Source organism: Bradyrhizobium sp. UFLA05-125, assembly GCF_059803515.1.
In genome coordinates, this window is sequence record NZ_JBANBJ010000015.1 from 25,334 (window position 1) to 36,974 (window position 11,641).

At 64.7% G+C, this 11,641-nt stretch carries 10 protein-coding genes; all 10 read right to left on the minus strand.

Annotation, left to right across the window (positions count from 1 at the left end; genetic code table 11):
- Window positions 1–33 precede the first annotated feature (33 nt).
- Window positions 34–1,542, minus strand: coding sequence for a glycerol-3-phosphate dehydrogenase (locus tag SO156_RS16210; protein ID WP_498535487.1), 1,509 nt, complete (start codon window positions 1,540–1,542; stop codon window positions 34–36).
- Window positions 1,539–2,315, minus strand: coding sequence for a class II aldolase/adducin family protein (locus SO156_RS16215; protein WP_498535488.1), 777 nt, complete (start codon window positions 2,313–2,315; stop codon window positions 1,539–1,541). The genes SO156_RS16210 and SO156_RS16215 overlap by 4 nt, the downstream gene beginning before the upstream one ends.
- Window positions 2,316–2,334: 19 nt before the next feature.
- A complete protein-coding gene (locus tag SO156_RS16220) occupies window positions 2,335–3,375 on the minus strand; it encodes a 2-hydroxyacid dehydrogenase (RefSeq protein ID WP_458148937.1) in 1,041 nt (346 codons plus the stop codon).
- On the minus strand, window positions 3,368–4,948 hold the full coding sequence (locus SO156_RS16225; protein ID WP_498535489.1) for an FGGY family carbohydrate kinase: 1,581 nt from the start codon (window positions 4,946–4,948) through the stop codon (window positions 3,368–3,370). The genes SO156_RS16220 and SO156_RS16225 overlap by 8 nt, the downstream gene beginning before the upstream one ends.
- A 2-nt stretch (window positions 4,949–4,950) precedes the next feature.
- On the minus strand, window positions 4,951–6,060 hold the full coding sequence (locus SO156_RS16230) for an ABC transporter ATP-binding protein (protein WP_458148989.1): 1,110 nt from the start codon (window positions 6,058–6,060) through the stop codon (window positions 4,951–4,953).
- Between the two features lie 19 nt (window positions 6,061–6,079).
- Window positions 6,080–7,186: an ABC transporter ATP-binding protein gene (locus SO156_RS16235; protein WP_498535490.1), complete on the minus strand. Its 1,107-nt coding sequence runs from the start codon at window positions 7,184–7,186 to the stop codon at window positions 6,080–6,082.
- Window positions 7,187–7,189: 3 nt separating this feature from the next.
- Window positions 7,190–8,047 (minus strand): carbohydrate ABC transporter permease, encoded by an 858-nt coding sequence (locus SO156_RS16240; RefSeq protein ID WP_498535491.1) that lies wholly within the window; start codon window positions 8,045–8,047, stop codon window positions 7,190–7,192.
- 14 nt (window positions 8,048–8,061) lie between these two features.
- Window positions 8,062–8,988, minus strand: a complete 927-nt coding sequence (locus tag SO156_RS16245) for a carbohydrate ABC transporter permease (protein ID WP_458150367.1) — start codon at window positions 8,986–8,988, stop codon at window positions 8,062–8,064.
- Between the two features lie 128 nt (window positions 8,989–9,116).
- A complete protein-coding gene (locus SO156_RS16250; protein WP_498535492.1) occupies window positions 9,117–10,556 on the minus strand; it encodes an extracellular solute-binding protein in 1,440 nt (479 codons plus the stop codon).
- Window positions 10,557–10,578: 22 nt separating this feature from the next.
- Window positions 10,579–11,589: a sugar-binding transcriptional regulator gene (locus SO156_RS16255; RefSeq protein ID WP_498535557.1), complete on the minus strand. Its 1,011-nt coding sequence runs from the start codon at window positions 11,587–11,589 to the stop codon at window positions 10,579–10,581.
- Between the last annotated feature and the right edge of the window lie 52 nt (window positions 11,590–11,641).

Below are 11,641 nucleotides of genomic sequence, written 5' to 3' on the forward strand. Positions count from 1 at the left end.
CTTTCTATCGAACTATCACACCAGGGAGCAAGCCTAGATGTAGCCCTCAAACGCGACCCGCTGGGCTGGCGTCAGATGCAGGCCGTGCTTGGTGCGGCGATCCAGGAAGTCGGCCGGGCTTTTGGCCCACTCCTTCTCGCGCAAGTATGCTGCTTCGCGTTCATAGAAGTCGCCGCCGAAATGACGTCCGAGATCGGCGGAGATGCGAGCCGCGCCCAAAAGCTCACGGGCGCGCGTCCCGTAAAGGCGCGCATAGTGATGGATCAGCTTGCGCGGAAGATCGGGATAATCGCGCGCGAGGTTGACGACGAAACTGTCGAAGGGGCCGCCGATGTCGCCGCCCGGCAGCGGCGCTCCCGCCGTCCATGCCGGCTGCATCTTTGGAAACCAGCCCTCCAGACGCCCGAGCGCGTGCTCGGCGAGCCTGCGATAGGTCGTGATCTTGCCGCCGAAGATCGACAGCAGCGGCGGCGTATCAGGCGTGCCGTGAATCTCGAAAACATAGTCGCGCGTCACCGCGGACGGATTGTCTGCGTTGTCGTCGTAGAGTGGACGAACTCCGGAGAAGGCATGGACCACTTCGTTTCCGCGCGGCGGAGCCCGGAAGTAGCGACTCAAGACCTTGAGCAGATAATCGATCTCGCCCTGGTCGATCGCGACGTCCTCGGCGCGGCCGTCGTATGGAATGTCCGTGGTGCCGATCAGCGCGAGATCGTCCTCATAGGGATTGACGAAGATCACGCGGCGATCCTCGTTCTGGAGCAGATAGGCCTGCGGCCCGCTCCAGAATTTCGGCACCACCACATGGCTTCCCTTGACCAGCCGGACATTGTGCGCAGAGTTGAGGCCCGCTACGCCCTGCACGACGTCTTGCACCCAGGGACCTGCCGCATTGACGAGCGCACGCGCGCGGACGATCTGCGTGCTGCCGTCCTCGCTCTGCATCTCCAGACGCCAGACGTCCCCCTCCCGGCGCGCGTTCACTGCGCGGGTGCGCGGCAGGATTTTTGCGCCATTGTCTGCGGCATCGATCAAATTGAGGATCACGAGCCGGGCATCGTCGACCCAGCAATCCGAATATTCGAAGCCGCGGCGGAATTCGGCGCGCAGCGGCGCTCCCTCCGGTTCATGCGCGAGGTCGAGCCCGCGACTCGCGGGTAAGCGCTTGCGGCCGCCGAGGTGGTCGTAGAGGAACAGACCGGTGCGAACCAGCCAGGCCGGCCGGTGCTCCGGCGAGTGCGGCAGCACGAAGCGCATCGGCCAGATGATGTGCGGCGCCGATGCGAGCAGCACCTCGCGCTCGATCAGGGCCTCGCGGACCAGGCGAAACTCGTAGTATTCGAGATAACGCAGCCCGCCATGGACGAGCTTGCCCGAGCGCGACGAGGTGCCTTCGGCGAAATCGTCCTTCTCGCACAAGAGGACACTCAGCCCGCGCCCCGCCGCATCGCGGGCGATACCGGCGCCATTGATGCCACCGCCGATGATGGCGATGTCGACAAGCCCGTGATCCCTGCCCGCCCCAGGCGCAGCGCCCGTCATCGCTTTCCGCTGTGCTTCTTCTCGACCCGTTGCCGTGCCGCCGCCTTCGCGGCGCGCGCCTTGACCGGCTTTGGACTCGACTTGGCCGTGAACTTGGAACTGGGCTTGGAATTGGGCTTGGGCGCCTGCAAGCCGTAAGTCGAGAATCCCTTTGCCGTGTCGGCGATCTCCGCTTCGCTGAGAATATGCGGCCCCCCGAGCGCGAGCGAGAGATAGTATTGCCGCGCGATGGTCTCGAGCTCGACGGCGAGCCACATCGCCTTGTCGATATTGGCGCCGACCGCGATCATGCCGTGGTTGGCAAGCAGGCAGCCGTTGCGGCCCTCGAGCGCTTGCAGGGCGAGTTCGGACAGCTCAGCCGTGCCATAGCGAGCATAGCCGGCGCAGCGGATGTCGTTGCCGCCGAACGCCGCCATCATGTAGTGGCAGGCGGGAATCGGCTTGCGGGCAATCGCGAGCACGGTCGCGTAGGTCGAGTGCGTGTGGACGACGCCGCCGACATCCGGCCGTCCGCGCATGATATCGAGATGAAAGCGCCATTCGGTGGACGGCTGCAGCGGTCCTTCCCAGGAGCCGTGCTCACCTTCGAGCGGCATCGAAGCAATCATCTCCGGCTGCATCGCCTCATAGGGCGTCGCCGACGGCGTGATCAGCATCCGGTCGTTGTAGCGGGCGGAGATGTTGCCTGACGTCCCCTGGTTCAGACCCGAGGCGTTCATCCACCGGCACTTGGCGATGATCGCTTCGCGTAACAGTCGCTCCTCACGGGTCATGTCAAAGTACCTTTCGTCTTCAGCAAGGGTTGAGCGGCGGCTCGCCGGCGAGATAGCGCCGAACCTCTTCCGCGGCCTGATCGGCGGCAATGGTGACCGTGCGCAAGGAGGCCCCGGCGATGTGCGGCGTCAGCGTGACATTCGGCAGTTGCAGCAGCGGCCAGTCCGGCGGCACCGGTTCGACCGCAAACGTGTCGAGCATGGCGCTGCCGAGGCGCCCCGAGGACAACACCTCGAAGAGCGCCTGGTAGTCGACCAGCGGGCCGCGCGCCGTGTTGATCAGCACCGCGCCGGGCTTGACCCGCTCGAGTGCCGCGCGATCGATGAAGCCCGTCGTCTCGGTGTTGACCCGCGCGTGCAGGCTGATGACGTCGGCGCGTGCCAGCAGGTCTGCCAGGCCCACGTGCTCGACGCCGTCATTGCGGTCCTGCGCGCTGAGCTGAACGTAGGGATCGGCGACCAGGATCTTGCAGCCAAAGGCCTTGAGCAGCTTCACCACGCGGGTGCCGATCGCGCCATAACCGACGATGCCCACGGTCATCTCGCCGAGCTCCCGCCCGGTGCGATCGGCACGATAGAGATCGCCGCGCCATTCGCCACCGCGCAGGGACTCGTGTCCACTGCGGATCAGGCGCGTCTCCGCAAGAATAGCTCCGATGGTGAACTCGGCCACCGCACTCGCGTTGCGGCCGGGCGTGTTGACCACGATCACGCCGTGATCGCGCGTGGCCTGCATGTCGATATTGACGGGACCGCCGCGCGAGACCGCAATGAATTTGAGGTTCGGCAAGCGCTCCAGCATTGATCGCGAGATCGGCGCGAGGTGCGTCACCAGCAGCGCTGCGTCTCCGATGAATTCCGCGACCTCGTCCGGGTCGCCCATGAACTCCTTCAGCCCATCGAGCTTGGAGCCGGCATAGCCGTGCTCCATCGGCTCATCCGGCCAGGGCTGCTCCAGTAGGCGGATGTCGACGCCGTTGCCGCAGGCAGCCGTGATCTTCTCGGCGAAGACCGACGGCAGCATGAAGCGGTCACCGACGATGGCGATGGAGCTAGACATGACCGGCTCCCGCACGCAGCGCCGCGAGTTGCTTCCAGACCGGCCGAGACGCCAGCCTCGCCTCCAGATAGGCCGGGAACATTTTCGCATAGCGCGCGGCCAATGCGGCGTCTGGCGTTTGTGGCTCGTTCAAATACGGTTTCACCCAATCCTCAGCACAACTGGTCATATCGGAATAAAGGCCTGTTGCGACGGCCGCGATCATCGCGGCCCCTCCCGCCCCGGCTTCGCCGCGGCTGCAGACGCGAACATTGCATTCGAGCACAGCCCCAAGGATGGCCCCGAGCGCGCGGCTGCGCGCTGCGCCGCCGGTGATCCGCACCTCGCCCGGCAGCGCCCCCATCGCGGCATAGCAATCGCGCGCGGCGAAGGCGAGCCCCTCCATCACGGCCCGCATCAGGTCCCAATAGCCGTGGCGCGACCGCAGACCGATCAGTTGGGCGCAAGCCTCATGCGCAACGAACGGCCCGCGCTCGCCGGCATCGGAGATGAAGGGATGAAACAAGAGCTCGCCGGCCTTCGCCGTCAACACCTTCTCGTCCAGACGGCGGATCAGATCGGCGCGCGAACGCACGACGCCCTCGGCGGCCAAGAGATCGCGCGCCAGATCGAGCAGCCAGTCGATGTTCAGCGTTGCCGCCATGTTGGACTGCATCTGCGTATAGTGGCCGGCGACCGGGAACGGCATGGTGTAGCCGGTCGCCTCCGCGTTCAGCGTGACCGCGTCGGCGCTGGCGGCGAGACGCATATGCATGCCGGTGGACCCGATGATGGTGCAGCCGACATCGGGTGAAGGATCGTAGAGGCCCGCGCCGAGAGCGTTGCAGACCACATCGACATAACCGAGCGAGACCGGCACGCCCTCAGGCAGTCCGGTCTCAATCGCAGCGGCAGCACTCAACGGATGCGTCGTCGTAACCCCGTCCACGACCTCGGGAAACAGGGCCGCGCAATCGGCGATGCCGATCAGCCTCGCGGTCTCCACATCAAAGCCGCGCTTGCGGAAATCCCCACAAGTAAAGGTCGACTCCGACGGATCGGTCGCACGCTGACCGGTGAGCAGGAAGTAAAGCCAATCCTTGCAGTGAAAGGCCGTGCCGGCCCGGGACAGTGTCACGGGCGCATGCTTCTGTAGCCAAGCGAGTTGCGGCCCCTGCTGACAGGCGTTGAGTCCGGAACCGGTACGCCGATAGAGTGCGGCATTGCGCTCGCTGGAGCGGATTCCCTCGACGAGGCTGGCGGCGCGGGAATCCAGCCACAGCAGCGCCGGCGCGACCGGACGGCCGTCATCGTCGATGAGCCAGGTGCCGTCGCCCTGCCCTGTGACCGCGACGGCCGCGAGACGCCGGGAAATATCCGGCACCGCCGCCACCAGCCCGCGCAATGCGGCGACCGTGTCGGTCCATGTCCGCGACATGTCCTGCTCGACGTGGCCGCCGGGCGAGGTCGTATATGTATTGGGCAGAGAGAAATCGCCGAGCTGCCGTCCGTCGCGCGTGAACGCCACGGTCTTGATCAGAGACGTGCCGGCATCGATACCGATGATCACGTCGCGCTGCGGCGAGGCCTGCATGCTCAGCCCCCCTCCGCATGGCGAATGCAGGCGCCGTCGGCCCCAAAAATGTGGAGGTGACGCGGCTCCAGCGCGAATGGAATGACGTCGCCCGGCCGCGCCGCAATCCGGTTCGGCGTCACCGCGATGAGGAGATGGCCGGCGCATTCCCCTGCGACATGCGACTGGTCGCCGAGCCATTGATTGGACACGACGCGCACGCGGACATCGCCCGTCCCGACCGCGACCTTCTGCGGGCGGATGCCGACCCGGACGCGCTTGCCCGGTTCAAGGGACCGTCGCGCGGCCTGATCGAGCGTATCACCGGGAATCCGGAACGCGATATCGGAGCCAACCGACAGTCGGAAACCGCCATCGGCGGGTGCAACGTCCGTCTCCAGCAGGTTCATCGGCGGCTCGCCAATGAAGCTCGCGACGAACAAGTTGGCCGGGCGGTTCTTCAATTCCCTTTCGCTGGCGAATTGCTGAAGGACACCGTCCTCCATCACCGCGATGCGATCAGCGAGCGCGCTCGCCTCGGTCTGGTCATGCGTGACGAAGATCGCCGTCATGCCGCGCTCGGCCAAAAGACCCTTGATCCGGCCGCGCAGCACGGCGCGGAGTTGCGGCTCGAGCTGGCCCATGGGCTCGTCGAGCAGATAGAGGTCGGCGTCGCGCACCAAGGCACGCGCCAGCGACACACGCTGCTGCTGCCCGCCGGAGATGGCACGCGGAAAGCTGTCCAGGATATCCTCGATCTCGACCAGCCGCGCGATCGCTTCGACCCGGCGCGATATTTCGCTGCGCGAGAGCTGCTGCGCCTTGAGCGCAAAGGCAATGTTTTCGCGCACCGTCAGCGGCGGATAGAGCGAATAGCCCTCAAAGGCCATCGCCACTTTCCGTTTCGCGGGCGGCAGCTCGTCGATCCGCCGCTGCGACAGCGCGATCGCGCCCGAGGTCACGCTCTCGAAGCCCGCAATCATCCGCAAAGTCGAGGTCTTGCCGCAGCCCGACGAGCCCAATAGAGCGACGATCTCGCCCTTCTTCACGTCCATGTCGAGCGCGCGCACGGCGTGCACCGGCGGTTTGCCGCGGCTGCTGTAGACCTTGTCGACATTCTTGATTTCGAGCATGGCCATGGGTTCGCTTCCCTCACGCCGCCTGACGCCGGTACGGCAGACCAACCCGGAGCCCGGTCGCACGATCGAACAACAGTGCCGCCTCCGGCGCGAAACGGACGAAAACGCTGTCGTCGGCACTCGCCATCGGTGAATCCGGCGGCAGCGCCGCGAGCCATTCAGAGCCATCGGCAAAGCGCAGCAGCAGCACGGCCCTTTCGTGCATCGGTGTAACCGCGACGACGCGCGCTGGAACGGCGTCTTCGCTGGCTGACCGGGTAATGACGAGATCGTCGGGGCGAACGCCGAGCCAGCACCGACTGAGGTCGGTCGCCTGCTGATCCACGGGATCGAGCCTGACTTTTGTCCCGGCAATCTCGGCCGTCAGGCCCGCCTGCTCTGCGTGGGGCGTGACTTCGGCCAGATTGATGCTGGGATCGCCGAACAGGCGCGCCACCGCAACCGATGCCGGCCGGGCGTAAATCTCTTCGGGGCGCGCGACCTGGACGAGACGGCCCTCGATCAGCACCGCGATGCGGTCCGCAATCGCCATCGCTTCGCGATAGTCCTGGGTGACGTAGAGCACCGCGGCAGAGCTGCGGCGCAACAGGCTCGGCAGCTCGAGCCGCATTTCATAGCGAAGTTTTGCATCGACGTTGCGCAAGGGATCATCCAGCAGCAGCACCTCCGGATTGCCGATCAGCGCGCGCGCGAGCGCCGTGCGCTGCTTTTGCCCGTTGGACAATTCGCGCGGCATATGGCCGAGCACATGCTCGATCTTCAACAACCGGCTGATCGACGTGACTCGCGAGGCCAACTCGCCGCCCTTGGCTTTGGCCCGCAGGCCGCTCGCAATGTTGTCCTGCGCACTCATGTGCGGGAACAGCGCGAAGTTCTGGAAGGCCATGCCGATGCCGCGCTGCTCCGGTGGCGCGCCGACGATGGAGCGGCCGCCAACCAGGATGTCGCCCTCGTCAGGTTCGAACATGCCCGCGATCATGCGCAGCAGCACAGTCTTGCCACTGCCCGAGGGGCCGAACACCGCAACGATCTCGCCGGGCTCGACCGCCAGCGACAGGTTTTCCGCGCAACGCACCGCGCCGAAAGCCTTGCCGACGGAATTAAGTTCAAGACGCGCCATGGGTCAGCCTTTCACCGCGCCGAGCGAGAGCCCCTCGACCAGGTAGCGCTGCGCATAGAGCGCGAGCAGCAAGGTCGGCGTAACCGAGAGCACGATCGCAGCTGCGATCTGGCCGTACTGGATGCCTGAGGCCGTGACGAAGGCCAGCGCGCCCACTGTCACGGGCTGCTTGTCGGCAGAGGCCAGGATCAGCGCGAAGACGAAATTGTTCCAGCAGAAGATGAAGGACAGCAGGCCCGCCGCCGCGATGCCGGGACCGGCGAGCGGCACCGCAATGCGGGTAAAGGCCTCGCGCCAGGAATGGCCGGCGAGCCGATAGGCGTGCTCGATGTCCGGGCTGATGTCCTCGAAATAGCCGCGCACGATCCACAGGATCAGGGGAAGCGCGATGAGCTGATAGACCCAGACGATACCGAAATACGTGTCGCTGAGCCCGAGTTGCTGGTAGTACAGTGACAGCGGCAGCAGCACGAGCAGAGGCGGCGCAAAGCGGAACGACAGCAACGTGAAGGCGATGCTTTCGCCGAGCCGGAACTTGAACCGCGCGAACGCGTAGGCCGCGGGCACGCCGAGCAGCAGGGCCAGGAGCACCGCCGCGCTCGACAGCACGAAGCTGTTCATGAGGTTGCGCATGAAGGAGATCTCGAGATTGCCTGCCGTGGTGCGAAGCTGGCCCGAGATCAAAGCCTGATAGTTGGAAAGCGTCGGCTCGAACAGGATGTGCGGTGGAATCCGCAGGATCTGTTCATTCGTCTGGAACGACATCATGAGGATCCAGACGATCGGGAACATGAAGAAGACGAGCACCAGCGCCAGCGCGACGCCCCGGAAGATGCGACCTGCAAGACTGGAATGATCCATCGCTGCCCCCGCCCTTACGCGTGACCGTGGGCGCGTGCACGCAGCCGCAGCCAGTTCTTGATGAAAATGTTCGACAGGATGTTGGTGATCAGCCAGAGGATCATTAGCAGCGCCGCCGAGCGGCCGACATTGGTGTACTGGAAGAATTCGAGATAGGCCTGGACCTGGAACACCATCAGCCGGTCACCGGGGCCACCTTGCGTCATCGCATAGATGATGTCGAACTGCTGGATGGAATCGAGCAGGCGGAACAGCGAGGCCGTGATGATGTAGGGCGCGAGCATCGGCAGCGTGATGCGGAAGAACACAAAGCTTGCCGGAACGCCATCGAGCGCCGCGGCCTCGAACGGCTGGCGCGGCAGCGAGCGCAGGCCGGCGAGCAGCAGGATCATGATGAAGGGCGTGTAGACCCAGACGTCGACCAGGACGACCGTGAACAGCGCGCTCGATGGGTCGGAGGCCCACTTAAAGTCGTGCACGCCGAACAGGCTGACCAGATAGGACAGGATGCCGAAGCTCGGATTGGTCATCAACTTCCACATCAGCGCGGCAATCGCGGGCGCCGTCATCAGCGGCAGCAGAAGCACGATCGACACCGCATTGTGGAAGCGTGTCGGCCGCCGCAGGAGCAACGCGATGCCCAGGCCGAGCAGAAGCTCGAGCACCACCGTCAACGCGGTATAGACGAGCGAGATACGCAGCGTATTCCAGAATGCGGGGTCGGTGAGGAAGTCGATATAGTTGTCGACCCCGATGAAGCCGCGCAGGTAAGGCAGGTTCAGCCGGTAGCGCTGGAGCGAATAGACCGCGGCCGTCACGAACGGCACGAGGATGGCGATGCAGACGAGCAGAGCCGGCAGGCTCAGCAGGTAAGGCAGCATGCGACCGCGCAGCCTCGTGGTGCGGCGCGGAAGCGCAGAGGTCTGAAGGAGTTGAACCATGCTCATGATGATACGGGATCATACTCTCACTGCAACACCGCCGGCCCGGATCGTAGGCGTTCCGAACCGGCGGGTTGTCGTGGCGTGGAGGAATTAAGACACCACGAAAGGCGTCAACCGAGGCGAGTTCATCCAAGACCTGCTTGTTTGAGCTGACGGTTGATGCTGTCGGCGAGCTTATCGAGGCCTTCGTCGACGCTGATCTCCTTGGCGACCATCTTCTGGAGCGAGGCTGCCCATTCGGTGGTCAGGTCGAAGAACAGCGGCTGCGCCGTGAAGTAGATCTTGGCGCCCGGGGCCGAAACGTCATGCTGCTCCAGATAGCCGGGATAGGACTTTGCGATGCGGTCGCGGAACTCCGAGTCCTTCCAGACCGAGGCGCGCACCGGGTTGACGAAGTCCATCTTGCGGGCGCCGAACAGGTCGTGCTCGACGGAAGCCGCCCATTGCATGAACACCCAGGCTGCATCCTTCTGCTTGGAGAAGCTCGACATTGCGAGCGACCAGATCCAGACGTTCGGCGTCGGCGCCTTGGCGGCCGGATTGGCGGCAAACGGCGCGTAGCCGAGATTGCCCTTCTCCTTGTTGTCGCCGCCGTTCATGAAGTAGCCGAGAATGTCGGCGTCGAAGATCATGCCGGACGCGCCGGCGCCGAGGTCGGTGCCGACCTGGTACCAGGTGTAGGTCGACCAGTTCTTCGGGCCCGATGTCTGGATCATCTTGACCCATTTCTCGTGAAAATCCTTCGAAGCCTTGGTGTTCATCGCGGCCTTCAGCTTGCCGCCCTCCATCACAAAATCCCTCTGGCCGAAGTTCGAATAGGCCGAGAGGAAGCCCGGATGGATGGTCGCCCAGGAGCGCGAGCCGCGAACGCCGACGCCGTAGGGCCCGCCGGCGTCCTTGGTGATCTTCGCGGCCACCTCGAGCATTTCGTCGAGGTTCGTCGGCGGCTTGACGCCGACCTTGCTGAAGATGTTGCGATTGTAGGTGATGTTGTTGAGCTCGTAGCCCCAGGGGATGCACCACTGCTTGGCCTTGCCCGAGCCGAGCTCGGAACCCGCAACGCCGTCCCACGCGGTCGATGACCGCAGGCCGGGCAGAACATCGTCCCAGGCGAAGGCCGGGTTGGTCTTGGCGGGATCCTTGATGTAGGTGTTGAGGTCCTCGATCCAGCCGGCCGGACCGTAGGTCCAGGTCATGTAGGCGCCGGTCATGAAGGCGTCGTACTGATCCGATTTCGAGGACAGCGCCGCGGTCACCTTGTCGAAATAGACGTCCTCCGGGAAGATGTCGTAGGTGACGTTCATGCCCGTCAGCGCCTTGAACGCTTCGAGATCGCCGATCATCGCATCGACGTAGGGATGCTTGTTCAGCAGCAGCTTGATGGACTTGCCGCTATAGGCCTTCCAGTTGAAGTCCGCGGCCATCGCCCGCGACATCGCGGAGGCGAAGCCTGCGTTGGCCGCTGCGCCGGCGATGCCGAGCTTGGCGGCTCCATCCAGTAGATCACGCCGGCTGATACGTTTGCCGGCGTAGGAATCGAACAGATTCTTCTCGCGGTCGTACATAGTAACCTCCCATGGTGCGCGTTTACGTTCCCTTCCGACCCTTGTTCTTGGTTTTGCCGGATGTTGCCTCCGGCTTGTCGGTAGCGAGTGCCTGCGCTGTCACCTCATCGATGATGAGGCCGTGCAGGAGGCCGCTGCGCAAAACCGCGCGCAGCGCCGTGACTTTTGCCAATCCGCCGCCGATGGCGACGATGCGATGTTTCCGTAAGTCCGCCGCCTCCATCGAGGTGGCGCGCGCCGACAGATCGATGTCGAGCATCTTGCCATCGGCGTTGAAGAAATGGCCGAGCAGATCGGCGCAGGCGCCTTCCCGCTTCAGTTCCACGACTTCGTCCGGCTTGATCATGCCGCTAGAGACCAGAAAACCCTCGGCGTGGATCTGGCCGATGCCGACGAACAGCAACGAGGCCTTGCGGGCGAGCGCGAATACGTCGGCGATGCCATATTGCTGCATCAGCACGGCGCGGTCGGCGACGGAATTGGCGAACACGGGAACCGGCAGAAGATAAGCCTCCGCGCCTGTGCGCTCGGCGAGGCGATGGATGACGTCGAAGGGATTGGCCGCGAATTTCCGCGTCAGTCCGCCAAGCAGCGACACGAATTGCACGCCGCGCGCCGGCGTCTGGGGCAATTGTTCCACCATCGCGGCGAGCGTGCGGCCGTGGCCGACGCCGATGATCCTGTGCTCGCCGCGCTCGAGGAGTTGCCGCAGGAAGCTCGCGCCCTCCAGCGCCAGCGCCTTCAGCGGCAAGTCGCCCTCGCCGAGATCGGGCGCGACGCGGCAGAAGGAGAGCCCGTAGCGCTCGACCAGCGTGTTCTCCAGCGCGACGCATTCGGCGACCGGCCCTTCCACGAAGACCCGGATCATGCCCTCACGGCTGGCGCGCGCGATCAGCCGGTGCGCCTTGGTGCTCTGGATGTTGAGGCGGTCGGCGACCTCCGACTGGGTCAGTCCGGCAGCGAAATAGAGCCACGCCGCGCGTGTCGCGAGCGACGCTTCGCCGTCAATCGTCGCCAGCCTGTCGGGTTGCATCACCACGGCGAAAAAGCTCGCTTGCAAATTTCTTCACGCCCTGCAAAAAATT

Coding starts and splice junctions, on each gene's coding strand:
- SO156_RS16210 (WP_498535487.1), bottom strand. CDS start 1,542: ATGACGGGCGCTGCGCCTGGGGCGGGCAGGGATCACGGGCTTGTCGAC.
- SO156_RS16215 (WP_498535488.1), bottom strand. CDS start 2,315: ATGACCCGTGAGGAGCGACTGTTACGCGAAGCGATCATCGCCAAGTGC.
- SO156_RS16220 (WP_458148937.1), bottom strand. CDS start 3,375: ATGTCTAGCTCCATCGCCATCGTCGGTGACCGCTTCATGCTGCCGTCG.
- SO156_RS16225 (WP_498535489.1), bottom strand. CDS start 4,948: ATGCAGGCCTCGCCGCAGCGCGACGTGATCATCGGTATCGATGCCGGC.
- SO156_RS16230 (WP_458148989.1), bottom strand. CDS start 6,060: ATGCTCGAAATCAAGAATGTCGACAAGGTCTACAGCAGCCGCGGCAAA.
- SO156_RS16235 (WP_498535490.1), bottom strand. CDS start 7,186: ATGGCGCGTCTTGAACTTAATTCCGTCGGCAAGGCTTTCGGCGCGGTG.
- SO156_RS16240 (WP_498535491.1), bottom strand. CDS start 8,047: ATGGATCATTCCAGTCTTGCAGGTCGCATCTTCCGGGGCGTCGCGCTG.
- SO156_RS16245 (WP_458150367.1), bottom strand. CDS start 8,988: ATGGTTCAACTCCTTCAGACCTCTGCGCTTCCGCGCCGCACCACGAGG.
- SO156_RS16250 (WP_498535492.1), bottom strand. CDS start 10,556: ATGTACGACCGCGAGAAGAATCTGTTCGATTCCTACGCCGGCAAACGT.
- SO156_RS16255 (WP_498535557.1), bottom strand. CDS start 11,589: ATGCAACCCGACAGGCTGGCGACGATTGACGGCGAAGCGTCGCTCGCG.